Below are 22,688 nucleotides of genomic sequence, written 5' to 3'. Positions count from 1 at the left end.
CGAAACCAGGGCCGAGCCCAGGGAACCCTATGGTCGCGTGAGTCCCAGGCTTTTTTGCGTCAAAGTATCTTTTTTAGAAGAGGGTCTCGTGTGGGTGCGCCACGTGCTCCTGGAAGATCGCCCCGGTGGCCGGCTCCACCTCTTTCAGCACCACCGCATAGCCCCAGAGATTGGCCACCATCTGAAGAACCCGCTGGGCGTCGTCCTTGTGGAGCAGGGTCCGGTTGAGGACGTGATGGTGCAGGATCAGGCGCCTGTCTCCGGCGAGATCCACATCGACCACCTGGATGTCGGGATCGCTCCAGCCGACGTCGTAATGGCGAGAGAGCGAGCGCCGCAGGCGCCGATAACCCCGCTCGTCATGAATCGCCTCGATCATGAGCTCAGGCCGCTCCGGGTCATCGACGAGATGGAACATCCGCCATTGCCGGATCAGATGCGGGCTCAGAAATTGCGAGATGAAGCTCTCGTCCCGGTAGTTCGCCCAGACGTCGCGCAGCACCGCCATGGCGTCACCGCTGCCCGCGATATCGGGGAACCAGTCCCGATCCTCCGCCGTCGGCTCGGTACAGATGCGCTCGATGTCCTGCATCATGCCGAAGCCGAGGGCATAAGGGTTGATGCCGCCGTAATGCGGATCGTCGAATTCCGGCTGCCGGGTCACGTTCGTGTGCGACTGCAGGAATTCCAGGAACGAACCGTCGCTGATCTGCCCCGTCTCGTGCAGGCGGGTCATGATGCGGTAATGGCAATAGGTGGCGCAGCCCTCGTTCATCACCTTGGTCTGGCGCTGCGGGTAGAAATACTGCGCAATCTGGCGCACGATGCGCAGGATCTCGCGCTGCCAGGGCTGTAGGCGCGGCGCCGACTTTTCCAGAAAATACAGGATGTTTTCCTGCGGCAATTCGAGCAGGGCACGGCGACGCTCCTCACTGAGCTGCGGCTTGGCGGCCGCCCCCTTGGTCGGCACCGTGCGCCACAGGTCGTTGAAGGTCTGCTCCTGGTGAAGATGGCGCTCCCGCTCCCGGCGCTCCTCCGAGCGAAGGTCAGGGCGCTTCTTGCGTGGATAGCGGTGCACGCCGTGGGACATCAGGGCATGGGCAGCATCGAGAACGCGCTCTACGGCCGCATGTCCGTAGCGCTCCTCGCAGCGCGTGATGTAGCCCTTGGCGAATTCGAGATAATCGAGGATCCCGTCCGCGTCGGTCCATTCCTTGAACAGGTAGTTGTTCTTGAAGAAATGGTTGTGGCCGAAGGCCGCGTGGGCAATGACGAGGGTCTGCATCGTCGCCGAGTTCTCCTCCATGATGTAGGAGATGCACGGGTTCGAGTTGATGACGATCTCATAGGCTAGGCCCATGAGCCCTTGACGATAGCTCGATTCATGCAGGGCAAAGCGTTTGCCGAAGGACCAGTGCTTGTAGAACAGGGGCATGCCGATCGACGCATAGGCGTCGAGCATCTGCTCGGCGGTGATGACCTCGATCTGGTTCGGATAGACGTCGAGCCCCAGCTCGCCGACTCCGACGGCCTCGACGGCGTCATGGATGCGCTGGATCGTGCCGAAATCCCAGTCGGCTCCATGGAAAAGCAGGTTATCGTGCAGGGTCACGCTCATGGAACCCTCGCTCCTGCTTCCGCATCGCGCCGGCGGAAGAGCTCGCGGAAGACCGGATAGATCTCGCGGCGGTGGTTCACCTTGCGCATGGCGAGGTTCGCTCCCTCCTCCAGGAGCGCCTCGTAGGTCTGCCACAGGGACGTCTTATGGTTGATGAACCCGGTCTGCATCCGGTCGCTGTCGCTGCCGACCTCGAGATAGGCGTAGTACTGGCAGACCGGCAGGATCACGTCCCGCAGCAGGGCGGCGCTGGTGGTGCCGTCGTTGGGCGAGTTGTCGCCGTCGGAAGCCTGGGCCGCGTAGATGTTCCACGCGTCCGGCGAATAGCGTTCCTCCACGATCCGCTGCATTTCGCGCAGGGCCGAGGACACCACTGTTCCGCCGGTCTCGGGGCTGTTGAAGAAGGTCTCCTCGTCCACCTCCTTGGCCTCGTGGGTGTGGCGGATGAAGACGATCTCCACGTGCTTGTAGCGCCGCGTCAGGAAAATGTAGAGCAGCATGTAGAAGCGCTTGGCGAGGTCCTTCATGTGCTCGGTCATGGAGCCCGAGACGTCCATGAGGCAGAACATGACGGCCTGGGCGACGGGTTTCGAGACCGGCTCGAAACGGCGATAGCGCAGGTCGATGGGATCGATGTAGGGGAAGCGCTTGGTCCGCAGTTGCAGCTGCTCCAGCTCCTCGCGCAGGGCGGTCAGCCGCTCGGACGGGCCTTCCTGCTCCTCGAGCCGGGCGATCTCCTCCTGAAGGCGGATCAGGTCCTCGGATTTCGGCCGCCGCATGGCGATGCGACGGGAGAGAGCGTTGCGCATGGAGCGCAGCAGTGCGAGGTTTACGGGGGATCCGGTGACCGTATATCCGGCCCGCCGCACCCCTTGCGTCTCCACCGTCGCGACGCGCCGCTTGGCAAGATCCGGCAATTCCAGATCGTCGAGGAAAAGGTCGAGAAACTCGTCGCGGGTTAGGACGAAGCGGAAATCGTCCTCGCCCTCGCCGCTGTCGCCGCCCGCCGCGCTGCCGCCCCCTCCAGGCGGCCGTTCGATGGTATCGCCTTCCACGAAGCGCTTGTTGCCTGGTAGGATGTGATCGTGCACTCCGCCCTCACCGGATCGCCGGAAGCTGGGCTCGCGCACACCATCAGCCGGGATCGAGACCTCCCCTCCCCGTTCGAGATCGGTGATGTCCCGATCGCCTGCGGTCTGGCGTACGGCCCGCTGGATCTGCGCCTTGGCTCGGCGCAGAAAACGTTGGCGGTTGGCCAGACTCTTGCCCCCTGGGTTGAGGCGCCGGTCGATGATGTACATAGGAACGCCTGATATGCCTCCGTCTTCCGTCAGCCCGCCTGCTTCACGCGCATGTACCATTCCACCAGACGCCGTACTTGGCGCTCGGTGTATCCGCGCTCCATCATCCGCTCCACGAATTCTCCGTGCTTCTTCTCGGTCTCGCTGTCCTTCTTGGAGCCGAAGCTGATCACGGGCAGCAACTCCTCCACCTGCGAGAACATGCGGCGCTCGATCACGTCCCGGATCTTCTCATAACTCGTCCAGGACGGGTTACGGCCCTGATTGCCGGCCCGCGCACGGAGAGAGAACTTGACCACTTCGTTGCGGAAATCCTTCGGATTGGCGATGCCGGCGGGCTTCTCGATCTTGGTCAGCTCCTGGTTCAGGAGCTCCCGGTTCAGGAGCTGGCCGGTATCGGGATCCTTGAAGTCCTGATCCTCGATCCAGGCATCCGCATAGGCGACATAGCGGTCGAAGAGATTCTGGCCGTAATCGTGGTAGGATTCGAGATAGGCCTTCTGGATCTCGTGACCGATGAAATCCGCATAGCGCGGCGCCAGCTCGGCCTTGATGAACTCCAGATAGCGCCGCTCCATGTCCTGCGGCAGTTGCTCGCGCCGCAGGGATTGTTCGAGCACGTACATGAGATGGACCGGATCCGCGGCAACCTCGATGGTATCGTGGTTGAACGTGGCGGACAGGACCTTGAAGGCGAAGCGGGTCGAGACGCCGTCCATGCCTTCGTCGACTCCGGCCGAATCCTTGTATTCCTGCAGGCTGCGCGCCCGAGGATCGACTTCGCGCAGGCTCTCGCCATCATAGACGCGCATCTTCGAGTAGAAATTCGAGTTCTCGTGTGCCCGCAACCGCGACAGGACCGAAAACCGGGCCAGCATTTCCAGCGTGGCCGGGGCGCAGGGCGCCCCTGCGAGTTCCGAGCCTCGGATCAGCTTCTCATAGATCTTCTGCTCCTCCGTGACCCGCAGGCAGTACGGCACCTTGATCACGTAGATGCGATCGATGAAGGCCTCGTTGTTTTTGTTGGTGCGGAAGGTTTGCCACTCCGCCTCGTTGGAATGCGCCAGGATGATGCCGCTGAACGGGATGGAACCGATATTCTCGGTACCGACATAATTCCCCTCCTGCGTGGCAGTGAGCAGGGGGTGCAGCATCTTGATCGGCGCCTTGAACATCTCGACGAATTCGAGAATGCCCTGATTGGCGCGGTTGAGGCCGCCGGAATAGCTGTAGGCGTCGGGGTCGGCCTGGGACAGGGTCTCGAGCTTGCGGATATCGACTTTACCCACGAGGGACGAAATGTCCTGATTGTTCTCGTCGCCGGGCTCCGTCTTGGCGATGGCGATCTGCCGCAGGCGGGACGGGCTGATCTTCACCACCCGGAACTTGGAAATGTCGCCCTTGAACTCGTCGAGCCGCTTGATCGCCCAGGGGCTGAGCAGGTTGGTCAGGCGCCGGCGCGGAATGCCGTACCGCTCCTCGAGCATAGGCCCCATCTGTTCGGAGTCGAAGAGGCCGAGCGGGCTCTCGAAGACGGGGCTGATCTCGTCGCCCGCCTTGAGCACGTAAATCGGGTTGACTTCCATGAGCGCTTTCAGGCGCTCGGCAAGGGAGGATTTTCCGCCTCCAACGGGGCCGAGCAGGTAGAGGATCTGCTTGCGCTCCTCCAGTCCTTGGGCGGCATGGCGGAAGAAGCTCACGATCATCTCGATCGTCTCTTCCATGCCGTAGAATTCGGAAAAGGCCGGGTAAACCCGGATCGTGCGGTTCATGAAGATGCGGCCGAGGCGGGCATCCTTCGACGTATCGACAAGCCGGGGCTCGCCTATGGCCGCCAGGATGCGCTCGGGAGCGCTCGCATACATCATGGGATCGGTGCGGCACCCTTCCAGGTAGTCCGCCAGAGACATCTCCGCCTCGCGGCGGGTTTCATAGGTCTTCAGGAAACTCGAGAACAGGTCGTCGGAATGAAGCATGGCGCCACCGAAATCCAATCCCTCTCAGAGACAACTATTGTGCACCGCTAAGGTTGCTCAGACCAGCGATACTCGCGATGCGGTCAAATGATGCGGCGTACTCCTTTTGTCATGGCGGGATAAAAAGCAGGTCGTGACAGGTTCGGCTCTGTCCGGGTCAACCCGTTCGACTTGAAGATAGGCCCGCCCTCGACATCTAGCCTCGCGGATTGCGGGCAGGACAGCAAGCTAAAGTTTCTGGCAGCCATCCGAAAATCCACTGTGCCGCATTCCCACCTGCACATGATGTGGTGGTCGGCCATGCATTCCTGCAAGGCTTTCAACCGCAGGCAGCCCATCAATTGAGCGTTACCGTCATTTAATCGCGGTGGTTCTTAACCGAGGCTGAATCCGCTTCCGATCCACGAGCGGCACAGCATCCATGTCTCTGGCCGGGAGAACGTCTCGAACAAACATCTCGTTCATCGGTTGACGCGGGCTCGGTCGAACCTATCGTCTGTTGCGCTTGAGTGCATTTCGGTGTCCTTGCGCCGTGGCAGGACCTGCTCTTTTCGACGATCGAGAACTCGGAGAACTTTCCCGTGATCAAAGCTTTCGGCTATGCCGCCCAGGATGCGGCCACCCCACTTGCCCCCTTCAGCTTCGAGCGCCGGGAGCCCCGCGAAAACGACGTCCAGATCGAAATTCTCTATTGCGGCGTCTGTCACTCCGATCTGCACACCGCGCGTGAAGAATGGGGTGGCACTCTCTATCCCTGTGTGCCAGGCCACGAGATCGTCGGCCGCGTCACGCGCGTCGGACCGGGCGTACAGAAATTCAAGGAAGGCGACCTTGTCGGCGTAGGCTGCATGGTCGATTCCTGCCGCACCTGCCGCAGCTGCCGCGAAGGCTTGGAGCAGTACTGCGAGGTCGGCTTCACCGGCACCTATAACGGCCCCGAGCAGGGCACGGGTGCCAATACCTATGGCGGCTATTCCGACAGCATCGTCGTCGATGAGAGCTTCGTCCTGAAGGTGCCCGAGGGCATGGACCTCGCCGCCGCGGCGCCTCTTTTATGTGCAGGGATTACCACCTATTCCCCCCTGCGCCGCTGGCGTGTGCAGCCCGGACACAAGGTGGGCGTTGTCGGCCTCGGCGGCCTGGGCCACATGGCCGTCAAGCTCGCACGGGCCATGGGCGCGCACGTGGTGCTGTTCACCACCTCGCCCAACAAGCGGGAGGACGCGCTCGCCCTGGGAGCCCACGAAGTGGTCGTCTCACGGGATCCCGAAGCCATGCAGGAGCACGTGAACAGCTTCGATTTCATCCTCGACACCGTCGCCGCCCCGCATGACCTGGACAGCTACCTCGTGCTGCTCGCCCGCGATGGCGCCATGGTGCTCGTCGGCGCCCCGGCAGAGCCGCATCCGGCCACGACCGTATTCAACCTGATCATGAAGCGGCGCCAGCTTGCCGGCTCCTTGATCGGCGGCATCGCCGAGACCCAGGAGATGCTCGATTTCTGCGCCCAGCACGGCATCACCTCCGAGATCGAGATCATCCCGATCCAGAAGATCAACGAGGCCTATGAGCGGATGCTGAAAAGCGACGTGAGATACCGCTTCGTCATCGACATGGCCTCGCTGAAGCAGGAGGCGGCAGCGTAAGCGGGGCAGCGCGCATCACCATGCTGGTCTACGGCGACGTGGAACATTCCGTAACGGTAGGCGCCAAGCAGGCCGCTATCGCGGACACCCTGTCGGAGATCAATTCCATGCCGCCCGGAATCGCGCGGCATGGGACATTGGTGACGGCTTTCGTCGACACCGGTGAACTGGTCCAGGGGCTTATCGACGCCGAGTTTCATGAGCTCCGCGTCGATACGCTTTCGACCGTCCATCGGAACGGCATGCAATGCCTTTCTCTTCTGGCCGAAGCTGTCGATCGATCATGGCGAAGTGGGTTCAGGGACGGCTCCCTGCCACGTGAACTCCTCGATAAGCTTCTCAGCTTCGATCCCTCGCGGAGGATCCACGTCAAGCAGGCGGAAGGCTACGCATTCTACGCCCTTTATCCGGAAAGCTATCTGGAAGCCGCCAGAGCTTCGGGGTTGGGCGCCGATACCCAGGTCATCGGCATCCGCAGCATCGGCACGGGCCTCAGCGCCCTCGTGGCGGCCGCCATCGGGGCTTCCCCACCTTTCACCCTTCGTCCCACGGGCCATCCTTTCCGGCGGGAGGTGAAGGTGGACCCGGGGCTTGCGAAGAAACTGACAGATCGGAACGGGGCGTTCGCCATCGTCGACGAAGGTCCCGGCCTGTCCGGGAGTTCGTTCGGGGCCATTGCCGACTGGCTGGAGGAGGCCGGCGTTCCACGCAGGAGGATTCACTTCTTCCCAAGTCACGAGGGCACGCTCGGGCCTCAGGCCAGCCTCCGTCACCGGGAGCGATGGAGCGAGGCTCCGCGCCACGTCCGCACCATGGACAGCCTCCTGCTTGGCGGGGGGCCCCCTCATCGCCTTGAGGCCTGGGTGGAAGACCTCGTCGGACCGCTGGATGGCCCTCTCGAGGATATATCGGGCGGGGAATGGCGTCGGCGTCGCTACCAGGACGAAGCGTGCTGGCCGCCGTCCAATCTCCAGCAGGAGCGTAGGAAATTCCTGGCACGGGCCAAGGGCGCATCCTGGCTGGTAAGATTCACAGGCCTGGGAGAGATCGGAGCCAGGAAACTCCGGATGGCCCGGCATCTGCACGAGGCGGGGTTCGCGCCGGCTGCCGTGGGCTTGCGCCATGGCTTTCTCGTGCAAGGCTGGCATGAGGATGCGCGAGGCCTCGATCAGATAGCCTTCGACCGAGACCTCCTGATCGAGCGGATGGGAGCCTATCTGGGCTATCGCGCACGCCACTATCCTGCCGCAGGACATCCGGGCGCCTCGTTGGACGAATTGCGCCACATGGCAGTCTACAATGCTCAGCAGGCCTTAGGAGACGACGCCGGGGCGATCCTGGACCTGTCCCTGCCGCCTGCGAGCGGCCTCGAAGGCAAGGTCCGCCGGGTCTGGTCCGACAACCGGATGCATGCGTGGGAATGGCTGGTATCCGGCAACCGTCTCATTAAGGCCGATGCCCTGGACCACAGCGCCGCCCACGATCTGATCGGTCATCAGGACATCGCCTGGGATATCGCCGGAGCAGTCGTCGAATTGGAGCTGTCTGGACCGGAAACCGCCCGGCTCTGCGCCGCTGTCGAACGGGAGAGCGGGCATCCTGTTTCCCACGAACTGCTGGCATTTCTGCTTCCCTGCTATTGCGCCTTCCACCTGGGCGCCCACCTCATGGCCGCAGGCTCGCTCGGGGGCGGGGAAGAGGCCCGTCTGCGCAGGGCGGCAGGCCGCTATGGACAGCTTCTGCGGCGACATCAAAGCTTGGGCCTCGGATTTCAATCTTAACAGGAACAAGGGAAAGTTCCTGTCCGTTAACGGCCAAGGCAACACATTCACCATGCCGGCCCGCCCGGCAGAATCGGTCCCTGGATGTTCTCCGACACTTGGCGGCTCTTGAAGGTGGCATTCGCGGGCTGGTGGAACGACCGCGCCATGAGCCTCGGCGCGTCCATTGCCTTCTTCACCGTCTTCTCCCTCGCCCCGATGCTGCTCGCCGCCATTGCCGTTGCCGGGCTGGCCTTCGGGCGTGAGGCCGCGCAGGGCGCCATCGTCGGGGAGCTTGGGGGGTTGATCGGGAGCAAAGAGGCTTCCGCTCTCGAGGCCATGATCGCGAGCGCCAGCAATGTGGGCTCAGGCCTCATCGGCAGTACGATCGGCATCGTGACGTTTCTTCTCCTGGTAACTGGCGCTGTCGTCGAGCTCCAGGACGACCTGAACATCATCTGGAAGGCGAAACCGCCCGCGAGCTACGGGATCCTGGACTTCGTCCGCACGCGGCTCGTCAGCCTCGCGTTGATTCTGGGGATCGGCTTCCTGCTGCTCGTGTCGCTGGTCATCGACACGGGATTGACGGCGATCGGACATTATCTCGAGTCCAATTTCTCGGGCGCGACGATCATCCTGCGCTTCCTGAACAGCCTCGTGGCATTCGCCATCGCGACGCTCCTGTTCGCGATGATGTTCAAGATGCTGCCGGCCGTGGACCTGAGATGGAGCGACGTGTGGACCGGCTCCCTGGTGACCGCCCTCCTGTTCACCATCGGCAAGTTCCTGATCGGGTACTATCTCGGCAAGAGCAACGTCGCGTCGAGCTACGGCGCCGCCGCCTCCATCATCACGATCCTGCTCTGGATCTACTACTCGTCCCTGATCTTGCTCTTCGGGGCCGAATTCACGAAGGCCTATGCCGAGAGCCGTGGAAGCCGGGGTCAGGGGCGGTCCCCGGAACTCGAAACGGAAACGGGCCGGGAGGTCCCGACCCGTTCCCCTTCGACCATGGCCTGAGCCTATTCGGCCGCCTGACGCGCTGCCGGCTCCGTCGGCACGTCGCGCATGCCGCCCAGCACCTCCTCGGCCGAGGCCTTGTAGTTCTTTACGGAGCTCGTCCACTGACCCCATACGGTCGGGTCGATCTTGTCGCCGTTCCTGCCGAGATTCTGCAGGCGGCGCTTGTCCTCGTCGGTGAGGACCTGCTTCGACAGCGGCTGGAGATGCTTCACGTCTTCAGGCTTGATGCCCAGCATCTCGCCGACACGGGTTCCGTAATCGTCATGGATCAGGAGAAGATGCCACACCATGCGCTCCTGCACGTCCCGCTCGCACTGGCCCAGAAGCGCGCCCAGGTTGAGGACGAGATCGTCGCGCTCCCAATCCATCATGGTGCAGTAGCGGCCCCGGGCGTGGATGTAGTCGTTGCGCCGTTCGATCACGCTGCGTGTCAGCCGACCGCGGATCTCCGGAGGATTGTTGGGCTCCTCGCGGGGCGATTCATGCAGGCCGTTATGGATCGACGGTTCGAAGTTGATGTGCGGGTTCTGGCCAGGGGCGAGATCGCGGCGGTAGGACATCTGCCCGCCATTCAGGTTGGTCGAGACCTTGGCATTCTTGGCCTGGTTCACCGGCAGTTGCAGGTAGTTCGTGCCGACGCGGTAGCGCTGGGTATCGGAATAGGAAAAGGTCCGGCCCACCAGCATCTTGTCGTCCGAGAAATCGAGCCCGTCCACAAGAACGCCGGTACCCATGGCGATCTGTTCGTTCTCGTTGAAGTGATCCTCCACATTGCGATTCAGGGTCATGACGCCCACGTGCCGCAGGGGGAAATCCTTCTCCGGCCAGATCTTGGTGTCGTCCAACGGGTCCCAGTCGAGTTCCGGATGATCATGGTCTTCCATGATCTGCACGTACATGTCCCATTGGGGATGCTCGCCGCGCTCGATGGCTTCGTAGAGATCCTTCGAGGCCGAGCCGAGATCCTGCCCCTGCACCTTGGCGGCCTCCTCCGCCGTCAGGCTCGCCAATCCGCAGCGGGGATGGAAGTGGTACTTGACCAGCACGGTCTCGCCTTGGGCATTGACCATCTTGTAGGTGTTGACGCCAAAGCCCTCCATATGCCGATAGCTCGCCGGAATGCCGCGTGGGCTGAACAGATGGGTCAGCATGTGCATGGATTCGGGCGTCTGGCTCATGAAGTCGAAGATGCGGTTCGGCTCCTGGCGGAAGGTGACGGGATCCGGCTTCAGGGAGTGGATGACATCTGGAAACTTGACGGCATCGCGTATGAAGAAGACTGCCAGATTGTTGCCGACGAGATCCCAGTTGCCGTCCTCGGTATAGAATTTCACTGCGAAGCCGCGCGGATCACGTGCCACTTCCGAGGAATCACGACCACCGATCACGGTCGAGAAGCGGATGGCCAGCGGCGTCTTCTTGCCGGCAGTCTGGAACAGCTTGGCGCGGGTATATTTCGACGCCGGCTCGTCGCCGATCTTGCCGGTCACCTCGAGTTCGCCATAGCACACGAAGCCGCGGGCATGGACAACCCGCTCCGGGATGCGCTCGCGGTCGAAATGGGTGATCTTTTCGAGGAACTGATAGTTCTCCAGCGTGGCCGGGCCACGGCTGCCCACGGTGCGCTGGGACTGGTTGTTGGTGATAGGATGGCCCTGCCTGTTCGTCAGGACCTGATCCGACGTTCCCGACGGCGCGTGAGGGTTCTTGGCCATGGCGATCTCCCTTGAATGACCGGTTGATAGCGACACGCCCCCAACTCGGATCGTACGGACGAAGGGCAATCAGCGCCAATCGATATTCCTGACCGGCATGATCAGATTATCTGATTGAACGCTGCTTGCGGCGGGAGCACGTTGCCGGAGGCAACATCCGGAAGTCGCAATGGTTGCGCGGGAGCCGATTTCACGCGGGCAGATGCCGCGCTACTCAACGGAAGACCCGGTCGCCCTGTTCGTCGATGATCTGCTTGCCCTTGGCAATCGCGAACGCGGCGGCTTCATCCTTGCTGGGATGCGTCTCGGCCCGCACGAACCGGTGTTCCTTCATGCCGGTATCGAAATCCTTCTCGATCACGCCGGCGGTCTGATATCCCCCCTTGGCGGAATAGGGCGCCGGCCGGATGCGAAATCCCTTGTACTCCACCGCCTCGGCGGCAGGCTCCTCACGCTCGCCTGTATTGCCTCCGCCCGACAGGCGGTTCCAAAGGTCCTTCAAGATCGATGCCATCGCTGTCCCTGAACAAGGGTTGATTCGAAGGACGAAGCATAGCCGGGACACGGCGGGGGAGCGAATCTTCGGGACTTCCATCACGATCCGATGATCGGGACCAATCCCGTCTTCAGGCAGCTTGACGCCCCGCCTCCTGCGGCGAAATCTGACCGCATGCTCCGGCTGAAGATACAGGACCCCACCATGAGATTTCCTCTGTTCGGACTATGCATCTCCGGAGCTCTCCTGACCGGCGGCGTCGCCTACGCCCATCACGGTTGGGGCGGCTACGATGCGAGCCGCCCCATGACGATCACCGGAACTGTCGAGCGGGTCGAGTGGGAGAACCCGCATGTCATGATGGTCATCCCGTTTCAGGGAAAGAGCTGGGAGGCGGTGCTCGCGCCTCCATTCCGGATGAGCGCACGCGGCCTGAGCCCCGACATGATCAAGCCCGGAACCCAGGTCAGGCTTGACGGCTATCCATCCACGCGCAACGAGACGGAGCTGAGAGCCGAGAGGATCGTCGTCAGCGGCAAGACATACGAACTGCGGTAGGCCGTTATGTATCTCGATCTGCTTGCCGCGTTGGAGAGCTCCTGGCTTGGCCATGCAGGGCGTCATTCCGCTTGGCTCTATACGGTCGCTAATCTCCTCCACGTTCTCGGTTCTGCCTTCGTGGTCGGCGGCATTGCAGTCTTCGACCTGAAGGTTCTAGCAGAGCACGGCAAGCGTGCATGGGAGGTCGGACGCTATGCCATTCCGCTCGCCGCCGCCGGGTTGGCACTCCAGCTCCCGACCGGGGCCATTCTCCTCGCGGCAGAGGCGCGTTCGCTCGGCGTCAATCCTGCCTTCTACGTGAAGCTCGGCTTCATTGCGCTGGGGCTCGCCAATGTCGCGCTCTTTCATCTCCGTTTCGGAAAGGTGCTGCGGACGGCCGCTCTACCGACGGAGGCTCGCATCTACGCGATTGTTTCTCTCATCGCCTGGATCATTGTGCTCTTGGCAGGACGAATGATCGCCTATCTCTAGCTTGGCACGTCGCTTTCATTCGTTTGCTTCTCAGTTTTCCGAGCGGGGTCCTTCATGCGCTTCCGGCTGGCGCTTTGCGGAATTTTTCTCTGCTGCGGCACCGCGATGGCCAATCCTGGAACATCGTCCGAGAGTGTCGGGCAGGCCCTCTGCCGGTTGATCGAGGGCGCCGCGCGCAATCAGCGAATCCCCCACGATCTCCTCACCAAACTGATCTGGCAGGAAAGCTCGTTCCGACCCAATGTCGTCAGCCCTGCGGGCGCACAAGGTATCGCCCAGTTCATGCCTGGAACCGCCCGGGAACGGGGATTGACCGACCCTTTCGACCCCGAACAGGCAATTCCCAAGGCCGCCGAGTTCATCGCGCATCTGTCGGAGCAGTTCGGCAATCTGGGCCTCGCGGCAGCCGCCTATAATGGAGGACCTGCGCGGGTGACCTCATGGCTCGCCGGCCAGGGAGGGTTGCCCATCGAGACCAGAAACTACGTCATTGCCGTCACGGGCCGATCCGCCGAGGATTGGGCCGCCGATGCCAAGGAGCGTAAGAAGGCCGATTGGGATTCATCAGGGCAGACCTGCCAGCAGATCGTCGCCACTCTGCGCATTCCCGGACGTAGCGACACCATCGAGGCTCCCTTCGCTCCTTGGGGCGTTCAGCTCGCAGGAAACTTCTCGAAGGAGCAGGCTCTCGCCACTTTCAGGCGAACGAGCCAAGCCTATGCTTCTCTCCTGAAGGACGTCCGCCCGATGATCATCGGAACGCGGCTACGTTATCGCGGGACGCGCACTTTCTATCGCGTCCGTGCGCCGGCTGAAACGCGGCAGGCGGCCGAGCAATTGTGCCGCAACATTCGCACGGCAGGCGGCAGCTGCATCGTCCTGCCGAGCTGAAAAAGCCTGCACCACGGGAATGATGCAGGCTCTTGAACGTAAATCCGTCTGGAGCGACGATCAGCGACGCTGAGGCCGCAGCGAACGGGCCAGCTCGCGGATGACATTGTCCTCGATGTTGAGGTTCAGATCATTGTCATCGCCAGCTTCGTCATCCCCGAGATCCGCATCGGCCGCGGCAGCAGGCCTGGACAGAACGCCCCGTTGCGGCTGCGCCGTTCTTTCACCACTCTGCGCGGGAGCCGGCGGCGCATTGCGCTGTCCAGCTCCGGCTTCAACCGGGCTTCGCGCAGGTGCGTGCGGTGTATAACCACGTGGCGTGGAATAGCGATTCTCAAGCGTGTCGAGCAGGCTGTTGAGGGCGGCGTTCGACATCGGGACATCGGGAGCTTGAGGCGCTCCTTCCAGGGCGATGGACCGATTCTGGTAAGCCACTTCCGTCGTGACATCCGAGCCGAACCACGACAGGGGACGGAAATCTCTGGCCTCTTCCTCACTCTCGAACGGAACGGAGATCAGGTCCAGCGGTCCCGGTGTGACGAAGCGGACGATCTGGATGTCGCGCGTGCCGACGGTGAGATGGGTGAGCAGGTAGTCGAGCTTGCCGGGCGTCACGTCGAGAAGAGCCTCGGCGTGGGCTCGCGGCACTTCGGTGCGCTCTTCGATCGGCCCGTTTGACCCCGAATGAAGCAGAACAAGGCTACCCTTGTCGCCTTCCACCACCACGAAGGAGCTGCGATCGGCCTGATTGGGGAAGTGGCCTTCCGTGACACGATTGCCTCCCCTCTCCTTGCGGATCAGACGCGCAAGCGAAGAAGCAATGAGATAACGTCTGGAAGTAACCATATTAAGTTCTCTACTATTGATGGAGTGCCGCTCACCGGCTCGCAGAACTAGCAGCATCCATTTTCAATAGAACGAAACTGCAATTCAAATCTCTACGCCGTTAAGCTTCGATTTGAATGCAACAACGTTTACCACTGCAGGATTTCGAGCCTGTAAGTACCGGTTCTCTTGATAGCCTATGATGGCGTTCCCATGGCAAAGTTCAATGCATGGTACCAAAAGCTGCCTGAGTTTTGTCGATAAAGTTAACGCTGCTCCGGAGCAGCTCGGACGATACCACGGAAATCGAAAACACGATTGCCGCCCCGGCAGAAGCGAGGCGGCAATTATGCGCGTTGAACTATCACATAAGTTAATGGCCCCGGCATCTCGATCGACGAGATGCCGGGGCCATGCGACGCATGCTGGAAACCGCGTTACTCGCTGGACTTCGTCTTCGGCACGTAAGGGCCGTTGCCGTCGAATGTGTAGGCGGTCTTCACCGTGGTGTAGAACTCCTGCGCGTAGCGGCCCTGCTCACGCGGACCGTAGGACGAGCCCTTCCGGCCACCGAACGGCACATGGTAGTCCACGCCCGCCGTCGGCAGGTTCACCATCACCATGCCGGCTTCCGCATTGCGCTTGAAGTGCGAGGCATATTTCAGGCTCGTGGTGCAGATGCCGGACGACAGGCCGAACTCTGTATCGTTGGCGAGTTCCAGAGCCTCATCATAATTCTTCGCGCGGGTAACGGTCGCCACCGGTCCGAAGATCTCCTCGCGGGCCACGCGCATCTCGTTGCTCACCTCGGTGAACAGAGCCGGCGCCAGGTAGAAGCCGGGCGTGTCGCGCTTCAGCAGCTCGCCGCCGGCGACCAGCTTGGCGCCTTCCTCCTGGCCGATGCGGATGTACTTGAGATCCTGATCGAGCTGGCTCTGGTCGACGACCGGGCCGATATGCGTGCCGGCCTTCAAGGCATCGTCGATGACCAGTCCCTGCATGCGCTCCTGCATGGCGGCGACGAACGCGTCGTGAATGCCCTCGGTGACGATCAGGCGCGAGGAGGCCGTGCAGCGCTGGCCGGTGGAGAAGAAGGCGCTGTTGACCGCGCATTCCACCGCCACCTTCAGGTCGGCGTCGTCGAGCACGACCATCGGGTTCTTGCCGCCCATCTCGAGCTGAACCTTCTTCATCGGATCAGCCGTGATGCAGGTCTGGGCCACCTTGCGGCCGGTCGGCACCGAACCGGTGAACGAGATGGCGGACACCTTCGGGCTGTTGAGCATCGCTTCGCCGACCACCGAACCGCGGCCCATCACCAGGTTGAACACGCCCGCCGGCACGCCGGCGCGGATGATGATCTCGGACAGCGCATGGGCTGAGCCCGGGACGAGGTCGGCCGGCTTGAACACCACCGTGTTGCCGTAGGCGAGCGCCGGAGCGATCTTCCAGGCCGGAATGGCGATGGGGAAGTTCCAGGGCGTGATCAGGCCGACGACGCCCACCGGCTCACGGGTGATCTCCACGTCGATGAAGGGCCGCACGGACGGCACCTTCTCGCCGGCCATGCGCAGGCACTCGCCGGAGAAGAACAGGAAGATCTGCGCCGCGCGGGTGACCTCGCCGATGCCCTCCGGCAGGGTTTTGCCCTCCTCGCGGGAGAGCAGGCGGCCAAGCTCTTCCTTGCGGGCCAGGATCTCGTCCCCGACAGCCTTGAGGATATCGTGACGCTGCTGGATCGTGGAGCGCGACCAGGCCGGGAAGGCATCGTAGGCGGCGGCAATGGCACGCTCCGCCTCGGCCGCGGACGCGCGGGCGTACTCGCCGACCACGTCGGTCGTGTTGGACGGGTTGATGTTCGCCGAGGCGTCCGTGGCTGAGATCCACTCGCCGGCAATATAGTTCTTCGTCATCGTTAACCTGCCTGTCTGGTGTTGAGAAGGCCCCGCTGGGCCAGGTTCGACATGAAAGCTGCAAGGCCGAAGGTCCACGGCTCGCATTCGGAGCTCGGCTTCATGCGGTTCACGAGCGCCCCAAGCTTGGGCGCCGCAATGGTGACGATGTCGCCGCGCTTATGCGTGAAGCCCATGCCGGCATCGTCCCGGTCCTGCGTGGGAGCGAACATCGTTCCAAGGAACAGGGCGAACCCGTCCGGATACTGATGGTGAGTGCCGACCGTCTGCGCGACGAGATCCTCGGGATCGCGGCTGATCTTGGTGATCGAGGACGAACCTTCGAGCCTGAACCCGTCCTCGCCCTCCACGGTCAGCGTCACGTCGGTCCGGCGGACATCGTCGAGGGAGAAGGTCTCGTCGAAGAACCGGATGAACGGACCGACCGAGCAGGACGCGTTGTTGTCCTTCGCCTTCGAGAGGAGCAGCGCCGAGCGGCCCTCGAAATCGCGAAGGTTCACGTCGTTGCCCAACGTCGCGCCGACGATCTTGCCTTCGGCGGTAACGATGATCACCACCTCGGGTTCGGGATTGTTCCAGGTGGATTTGGGATGCAGGCCCGCATCCATGAACGCCCCCACGGCCGAGAGGGTCGGAGCCTTGGTGAAGACCTCCGCATCAGGTCCGATGCCCACCTCCAGATACTGGCTCCAGGCTCCCTGGGCGACGAGAACCTCCTTCAGGGCCATGGCTTCGGGCGAGCCCGGCTTGAGACGGCTCAGGTCGTCGCCGACGAGGCGCAGAACCTCGGCCCGAATGGCCGCGGCCGCGCTGGCATCGCCCCGGGCCCGTTCCTCGATGACACGCTCCAGCATGGAAACCGCGAAGGTGACGCCGGCCGCCTTGACGACCTGGAGGTCGATGGGGGCGAGCAGCCACGGCTTCGACGGATCCCGACGATCGGGGGACGTATTGCCGGCAATCTCTTCCAGAGACCCGACACGCTCGCCTTTGGCGGCCTTCAGGACGCCCGCCGGATCGTCCAGGGCGGCCAGGCCGCTGACCGTGGAGCAGGTGGCGGAGATGTCGAAGAGGCCGTCCTTCCTCACCGCCACGACCGAGGGTCCTATGCCGGGACGCCACACACGTCCGACAAGGGCGCCTTGGAACCCATCCGTCGGCAGAATACGGGCTATGTTCGTCGAAGACAGGTGATCCATCGGCTGGCGCTCGCTTTCCGTTTCGCTGTTCAGCGTCGTTTCCCCAGAGCACCGGCCCAACGGGTCCGATGCCCCCTTGTCATTGCGCATGGTTCGGTGCGGAACCGGGGTCCGCACGACGCGCTTTGCGTCCTTGATATAACCGTCGGGGCGCAAGGGGCCATAGGGAAAATGACATTCTCCGTCTTCGGGCGGGGAAAGAGTAACCCCGCGCTCTCACCCATTTCGCATCCTGGTCACGACGTTCGAGCCCGCGGAGCCGTCAGCCCCCTGAGAGCCATTTGCGGATCCGTCCGGAAAAAGGAGAGTTAACCCGGCCTTGAAAGTGTGCTTTGTGCGGGGCCTGGGCCCAAGGAGTTTCCTTCATGAACGACGACAAGCCTTCGAACGCGGCCAATATCGCCTCGCCGTCCTACAGGCTGGCCGCGATGGATCAGGATTTTCTCCTGGGTGATTCCATGCGGGGTGTCCGGTTCATGCTGGAATACGCCAAGGCGGAGGACAGCCTGCGGATCTGGGGGGTGCGCTCGACCATCGTCGTTTTCGGCAGCGCCCGCGTGCGGGAGAACGGTCCTGGAAAGCATCCGTTCTGGTACGGACAGGCTCGCGCCTTCGGGGCCCTTGCATCACAGCGCGGCGGTGCCCTGACCGACAACGGCGGCAAGCGGGACAACGTGATCGCCACCGGCGGCGGCCCGGGCATCATGGAGGCGGCCAACAGGGGAGCATTCGACGTCGGTGCTCCCTCCATCGGCTTCAACATCACCCTGCCCCACGAGCAGGAGCCCAATGCCTATTCGACCCCGGACCTGACGTTCCGTTTCCACTACTTCGCCATGCGCAAGATGCATCTGGCGATGCGGGCCAATGCCCTGGTGGTGTTCCCCGGCGGATTCGGCACCCTCGATGAATTGTTCGAGCTCCTGACCTTGCGCCAGACCGGCAAGGCGCCTCCCCTGCCGATCGTCCTCTTCGACCGAGCCTATTGGCAATCGGTGATCAAGTTCGATGCGCTGCTCGAACACGGCATGGTGAGTGAGAGTGACCGCAGGCTCGTGAACTTTGCCGAGACCGCGGAGGATGTGTGGCAAACCCTCATCGATAACGGCCTCATCGTGCAGACTCTGGAACGGAAGCCTGATGCGGAGCTCTAGCAAGGTTGGGCATCCTGTCGAATTGATTTGACAAAAACCGGGGCTTGAATTGTGATTGGTCTCATGGGGACCGCGATCTCCCCACGAGGCGACATGCCCAAGCATCGCATCCGCTCTGAACCTTTACGGATGCAACCATGTCGTCATTCAACACCATCTCGCCTGAAAAACTTGCGCGTCTCATCGGCACGCCCAAATGCCCTCTCCTCATCGATGTGCGCACTGATGAGGACTTCGATGACGATCCCCGCCTGATCCCCGGCTCCAGGCGCAGATCATTCGACGCCGTCACCGATTGGTCTCATGAGCTTGATGGACAGCCTGCTGTCGTGATCTGCCAAAAAGGCCTGAAGCTCAGCCATGGGGCGGCCGCCTGGCTGCGCCATGCCGGATCGGCGGCAGACTCCCTTGAAGGCGGAACGTTGGCCTGGGCGCAGGCCGGTCTGCCTATGGTACCGGCCGACCGGGTTCCACCACGTGATTGCCAAGGGCGAACCATCTGGGTGACGCGGTCGCGGCCCAAGATCGACCGGATCGCCTGCCCCTGGTTGATCCGCCGCTTCGTCGACCCCGATGCCGTTTTCTTGTTCGTCCCGACCTCCGAAGTCCAGGGCGTGGCGGAACGCTTTTCGGCCACACCGTTCGACATCGAAGGCGAAGGAGTATTCTGGAGCCATCGTGGCGAACTTTGCACCTTCGACATCATGGTCGAAGAATTCGGCCTTTCCACCGAGCCTCTGAAGCACCTCGCAACCATCGTCAGGGGAGCCGATACGGCACGGCTCGATCTGGCTCCGGAGGTGCCCGGCCTGCTCGCCGCCTCTTTAGGCCTGTCGCGGATGTATGCGGACGATCTTGCCCAGCTCGAAGCCGGGCTTCTGCTCTACGATGCCTTCTATCGCTGGTGTCGGGATGCAACTGATGAAACCCATAACTGGCCCTCGAAGAAGCTGGAGATCTGACGTGACGGACATCGCTCAGAACTCGGACAAGCGTGTCGATCAGGTTCCAGCGGAGCATGGCGTCTCGCTCGGCGAGGCTTTCCGCGTCTGGCTGCGCGTCGCGGCCTTGAGTTTCGGCGGGCCTGCCGGGCAGATCGCGGTGATGCACCGGATCCTGGTCGAGGAGAAACGCTGGATTTCCGAGAACCGGTTTCTCCATGCCCTCAACTACTGCATGCTGCTGCCGGGCCCGGAGGCGCAGCAGCTGGCCACCTATGTGGGCTGGCTCATGCATCGCACCCTCGGCGGCCTCATGGCGGGCGGATTGTTCATCCTGCCCGGCATCGTGGCCATCATGGGACTGAGCTGGATCTATGCCCTCTACGGCAAGGTCGGCATCGTTGCGGCGCTCTTCTTCGGCCTGAAGGCAGCCGTGCTCGCCATCGTGCTCGAAGCGGTGCTGCGGATCGGCAGGCGGGCCCTCAAGAACCGCATTCTGATCGGCCTCGCGGCGGCAGCCTTCGTGGCGATCTTCTTCCTCGGTGCACCCTTCCCGCTGATCGTGTTCGCAGCCGGTCTGATCGGCCTTCTCGGCGGGCGAGCAGGCCTTCCGCAGTTCCAATCGGGTGGGCAGGACAACGGCGCAGGGGAACGAGGCAATCTCCTGGGCGAGCATCTTCCGGCCCACGCGTCCCCGAACGTGAGACGAAGCGTGTATGTGGCGGCGATCTGGCTGGCTCTCTGGCTCGCGCCCGTTCTGATGCTCGTCCTGATCTTCGGCAGAGGCGACGTCTTCAGCCAGATCGCGATCTTCTTCTCCAAGATGGCGATGGTCACCTTCGGCGGCGCTTACGCGGTTCTGGCCTATGTGGCGCAGCAGGCGGTGGACACTTATGGCTGGCTGCGCCCCGGCGAGATGCTCGATGGTCTCGGCATGGCCGAGACGACGCCCGGACCGTTGATCATGGTGCTGCAATTCGTGGGCTTCATGGCGGCCTTCCGGGAGGCTAATGCGCTCAATCCGCTGCTGGCCGGGACCTTGGGCGGTCTTCTCGCCACCTGGGTGACCTTCACGCCCTGCTTTCTCTGGATCTTTCTCGGCGCCCCCTACATCGAGGTCCTGCGCGGCAACCGGGCTCTGGGCGGAGCCCTCTCGGCCATCACGGCCGCCGTCGTCGGCGTGATCCTGAACCTAGCGATCTGGTTCGGCATTCACACGATCTTCGGCAATGTTCAGACCGTGGAATGGGGGCCGTTCCGTTTCGCCGCACCAATGTGGGACAGCGTCAACCTTTGGGCGCTGGTGCTCTCGGGTGCTGCAATCCTGGCCATGTTCCGCTTCCACGCCGGGATGCTGCCGACGCTTGCCGCGACATCGGCGGCGGGAATCGCCATTTATTGGGCGGGGATCATCGCTTGAGTGAGGTGAGGCGGGAGGCCGCCTCACCTTCGAATTTTTTCGGCTTCAGGTCGTGGACGAAATCTGCCCACCGTCGACGCGCAGAATCGAGCCCGTCATGAACGAGGCCTTCTCACTCGCGAGGAAGACGGCCGCGGCTGCGAACTCCTCGATCTCACCGTAGCGGCCTGCCGGAATGCCGGCACGCGCAGCAGCCGCCACATCCTCGACTGAGCGGCCGGTGCGCTCCGCATTTGCGGTATCGAGCTGCTTCAGGCGATCGGTAGCGATGCGGCCCGGCGCGATGGCGTTTACTGTCACGCCCGAAGATGCCACTTCGCTTGCGAGCGTCTTGCCCCAGCCCACCAGCGCGGGCCGGATGGCATTCGAGATGGCGAGATTCGGGATCGGCTGGATCACCCCGGAGGAGATCACGGAGATGATGCGGCCGAACTTGCGCTCGATCATGCCGGGAAGCAGCTGATCGGCAATCCGCACGAGATTGACGAACATGGCATCGAACGACTGGCGCCACTGGTCGGACGAAACGCCCTGCGCCTTGCCGGGCGGCGGGCCGCCACTGTTAAGCACGAGAATATCCACGCCACCGAGCGCGGCCGTTACATCCTTCACCAGCGCGTCGACCTGATCGACCTTGCCGGTGTCGCAGATGAAGGGAAGAACGTCCCTGCCGATCTTATCGGCCGCCGCCTTCGAGCCTTCCATCGTTCGGCTGGCGATGGCGACGCGCGCGCCCTCCTCCGCCAACCCTTGAGCGATGCCGAAGCCCAGCCCCTTGCTCGCGCCGAGAACGAGCGCGCGCTTTCCTTTCAACGCTGTTTCCATTCGTGAAACTCCCCTTGTTTAGATTACGAGCGCTCGATGCGCTCCATCAGCCATTCGATTTCGGCAATGGTTTCCGGGCTCAGCTTCGGCCCTGGCTTGCGCAGCGTGTCGGACGCGATGATGCCGCGTCGCTTCAGCACGTATTTGCGCACGGCGAGCCCCACGCCGGGCTGCGTTTCGTAACGCACCAGCGGCAGGTGGCGGTCGAAGAGATCGTGCGCCTCCTTCCGCTTGCCCTGGTTGATGAGATCGACCACGCCGACCAGCATCTCCGGATAGGCATAGCCCGTCATGGCGCCGTCGGCGCCGCGCTCCATCTCGAAGGGAAGGAACATGCCGCCATTGCCGCAGAGAATGGACACGCGGCGCACCTGACCGGCGTCGCTCGCGCGGCGCAGCGTCGTGATTTTGTCGAGGCCCGGCCAATCCTCGTGCTTGAGCATCACGCAGGAGGGGCTCTGTTCGATGATCCGCATAATCACCTTGGGCGTCATGACAACATTGGTCGTGAGCGGGTAATCCTGGATCACCCACGGCACGTTCGCCCCGATGGCTTCCACCGCATCGGCATAGTAGGAGACAATCTGGTCGTCGGTCTTGAGGGTCGAGGGTGGAGCAATCATGACGCCGGCTGCGCCCGCGTCCATCACCTTGGAGGACAGGCCCGACATGGCGGCGAAGCCCGCGGCCGAAACGCCGACGATGACAGGAACGCGCCCGGCCACCGTGGCGATGACCTGACGGGCAAAGGCAAGAGCTTCATCAGCCGCCAGCTTGGGCGCTTCGCCCATGATGCCGAGAATCGTCAACCCGGTGGCGCCGGCTTTCAGGTATGCCTCGACCATCCGGTCGGTCGAGGCGACGTCTACACGCCCATCGCTCTCGAAAGGCGTGGGACAGATGACATAGACGCCGGCGGCAGAACTCGTGAGCAAGGCTTCCTCCATGGCAGG

At 62.7% G+C, this 22,688-nt stretch carries 19 protein-coding genes; 9 read left to right on the top strand and 10 right to left on the bottom strand.

Annotated elements, in window-relative coordinates:
* Positions 1-73 precede the first annotated feature (73 nt).
* Genes DDF70_RS05870 through DDF70_RS05860 form a run of 3 tightly spaced genes read right to left on the bottom strand, consistent with a single transcriptional unit; the run spans position 74 to position 4,895 of the window.
* Positions 74-1,618, bottom strand: a complete 1,545-nt coding sequence (locus DDF70_RS05870) for a SpoVR family protein (protein ID WP_114943934.1) — start codon at positions 1,616-1,618, stop codon at positions 74-76.
* Positions 1,615-2,919: a YeaH/YhbH family protein gene (locus DDF70_RS05865; RefSeq protein ID WP_114943933.1), complete on the bottom strand. Its 1,305-nt coding sequence runs from the start codon at positions 2,917-2,919 to the stop codon at positions 1,615-1,617. The genes DDF70_RS05870 and DDF70_RS05865 overlap by 4 nt, the downstream gene beginning before the upstream one ends.
* A 29-nt stretch (positions 2,920-2,948) precedes the next feature.
* Complete coding sequence (locus DDF70_RS05860) at positions 2,949-4,895, bottom strand: PrkA family serine protein kinase (protein ID WP_114944128.1); 1,947 nt, start codon at positions 4,893-4,895, stop codon at positions 2,949-2,951.
* A 581-nt stretch (positions 4,896-5,476) separates the two neighbouring features.
* Here DDF70_RS05860 and DDF70_RS05855 point away from each other — a divergent pair.
* The 3 genes from DDF70_RS05855 (at position 5,477) to DDF70_RS05845 (ending at position 9,321) form a co-directional block, all read left to right on the top strand.
* Positions 5,477-6,541, top strand: coding sequence for an NAD(P)-dependent alcohol dehydrogenase (locus DDF70_RS05855; RefSeq protein WP_114944127.1), 1,065 nt, complete (start codon positions 5,477-5,479; stop codon positions 6,539-6,541).
* A gap of 20 nt (positions 6,542-6,561) precedes the next feature.
* The gene (locus DDF70_RS05850) at positions 6,562-8,322 is read left to right on the top strand and encodes a hypothetical protein (protein ID WP_114943932.1); all 1,761 of its coding nucleotides are present in this window, start codon (positions 6,562-6,564) and stop codon (positions 8,320-8,322) included.
* An 84-nt stretch (positions 8,323-8,406) separates the two neighbouring features.
* Positions 8,407-9,321 carry a YihY/virulence factor BrkB family protein gene (locus tag DDF70_RS05845; protein WP_114943931.1) on the top strand — a complete coding sequence of 305 codons (915 nt, stop codon included), beginning with the start codon at positions 8,407-8,409 and terminating at the stop codon, positions 9,319-9,321.
* Positions 9,322-9,323: 2 nt separating this feature from the next.
* Here the strand turns inward: DDF70_RS05845 and DDF70_RS05840 are convergent, their stop codons facing one another.
* Both DDF70_RS05840 and DDF70_RS05835 read right to left on the bottom strand, forming a co-directional pair.
* Positions 9,324-11,039: a catalase gene (locus tag DDF70_RS05840; RefSeq protein ID WP_114943930.1), complete on the bottom strand. Its 1,716-nt coding sequence runs from the start codon at positions 11,037-11,039 to the stop codon at positions 9,324-9,326.
* 214 nt (positions 11,040-11,253) lie between these two features.
* Complete coding sequence (locus tag DDF70_RS05835) at positions 11,254-11,553, bottom strand: HlyU family transcriptional regulator (RefSeq protein WP_114943929.1); 300 nt, start codon at positions 11,551-11,553, stop codon at positions 11,254-11,256.
* A gap of 186 nt (positions 11,554-11,739) precedes the next feature.
* On the opposite strand from DDF70_RS05835, the gene DDF70_RS05830 reads away from it, so the two are divergent.
* From DDF70_RS05830 to DDF70_RS05820, 3 genes are read left to right on the top strand one after another with little or no spacing between them, the layout of a single operon-like run.
* Complete coding sequence (locus DDF70_RS05830; protein WP_114944126.1) at positions 11,740-12,093, top strand: DUF6152 family protein; 354 nt, start codon at positions 11,740-11,742, stop codon at positions 12,091-12,093.
* 6 nt (positions 12,094-12,099) lie between these two features.
* The gene (locus tag DDF70_RS05825; RefSeq protein WP_114943928.1) at positions 12,100-12,567 is read left to right on the top strand and encodes a hypothetical protein; all 468 of its coding nucleotides are present in this window, start codon (positions 12,100-12,102) and stop codon (positions 12,565-12,567) included.
* A 54-nt stretch (positions 12,568-12,621) separates the two neighbouring features.
* A complete protein-coding gene (locus tag DDF70_RS05820; RefSeq protein ID WP_114943927.1) occupies positions 12,622-13,458 on the top strand; it encodes a lytic transglycosylase domain-containing protein in 837 nt (278 codons plus the stop codon).
* 60 nt (positions 13,459-13,518) lie between these two features.
* Here DDF70_RS05820 and DDF70_RS05815 read toward each other — a convergent pair whose 3' ends face one another.
* The 3 genes from DDF70_RS05815 to DDF70_RS05805 all read right to left on the bottom strand — a co-directional run bounded on the left by DDF70_RS05815 (position 13,519) and on the right by DDF70_RS05805 (position 17,395).
* Positions 13,519-14,304, bottom strand: coding sequence for a CYTH domain-containing protein (locus DDF70_RS05815; RefSeq protein WP_114943926.1), 786 nt, complete (start codon positions 14,302-14,304; stop codon positions 13,519-13,521).
* 416 nt (positions 14,305-14,720) lie between these two features.
* Positions 14,721-16,196 carry an aldehyde dehydrogenase family protein gene (locus tag DDF70_RS05810; RefSeq protein WP_114943925.1) on the bottom strand — a complete coding sequence of 492 codons (1,476 nt, stop codon included), beginning with the start codon at positions 16,194-16,196 and terminating at the stop codon, positions 14,721-14,723.
* Positions 16,197-16,198: 2 nt separating this feature from the next.
* Positions 16,199-17,395 (bottom strand): fumarylacetoacetate hydrolase family protein, encoded by a 1,197-nt coding sequence (locus DDF70_RS05805; protein ID WP_114944125.1) that lies wholly within the window; start codon positions 17,393-17,395, stop codon positions 16,199-16,201.
* A 365-nt stretch (positions 17,396-17,760) separates the two neighbouring features.
* On the opposite strand from DDF70_RS05805, the gene DDF70_RS05800 reads away from it, so the two are divergent.
* The 3 genes from DDF70_RS05800 (at position 17,761) to chrA (ending at position 20,910) form a co-directional block, all read left to right on the top strand.
* Positions 17,761-18,549: an LOG family protein gene (locus tag DDF70_RS05800; RefSeq protein ID WP_114943924.1), complete on the top strand. Its 789-nt coding sequence runs from the start codon at positions 17,761-17,763 to the stop codon at positions 18,547-18,549.
* Between the two features lie 137 nt (positions 18,550-18,686).
* A complete protein-coding gene (locus DDF70_RS05795) occupies positions 18,687-19,511 on the top strand; it encodes a chromate resistance protein ChrB domain-containing protein (protein WP_114943923.1) in 825 nt (274 codons plus the stop codon).
* A gap of 1 nt (position 19,512) precedes the next feature.
* On the top strand, positions 19,513-20,910 hold the full coding sequence (chrA, locus tag DDF70_RS05790; RefSeq protein WP_245435384.1) for a chromate efflux transporter: 1,398 nt from the start codon (positions 19,513-19,515) through the stop codon (positions 20,908-20,910).
* A 45-nt stretch (positions 20,911-20,955) separates the two neighbouring features.
* Here chrA and DDF70_RS05785 read toward each other — a convergent pair whose 3' ends face one another.
* Positions 20,956-21,735: an SDR family oxidoreductase gene (locus tag DDF70_RS05785; RefSeq protein ID WP_114943921.1), complete on the bottom strand. Its 780-nt coding sequence runs from the start codon at positions 21,733-21,735 to the stop codon at positions 20,956-20,958.
* Positions 21,736-21,758: 23 nt separating this feature from the next.
* Positions 21,759-22,682 carry a dihydrodipicolinate synthase family protein gene (locus tag DDF70_RS05780; RefSeq protein ID WP_114943920.1) on the bottom strand — a complete coding sequence of 308 codons (924 nt, stop codon included), beginning with the start codon at positions 22,680-22,682 and terminating at the stop codon, positions 21,759-21,761.
* Positions 22,683-22,688 lie beyond the last annotated feature (6 nt).

This window comes from Microvirga calopogonii, from assembly GCF_003347665.1.
Classification (GTDB): Bacteria; Pseudomonadota; Alphaproteobacteria; order Rhizobiales; family Beijerinckiaceae; genus Microvirga; species Microvirga calopogonii.
The sequence above is the reverse complement of the archived record's forward strand: the minus strand, read 5'-3'. Positions and strand labels throughout refer to the sequence as shown.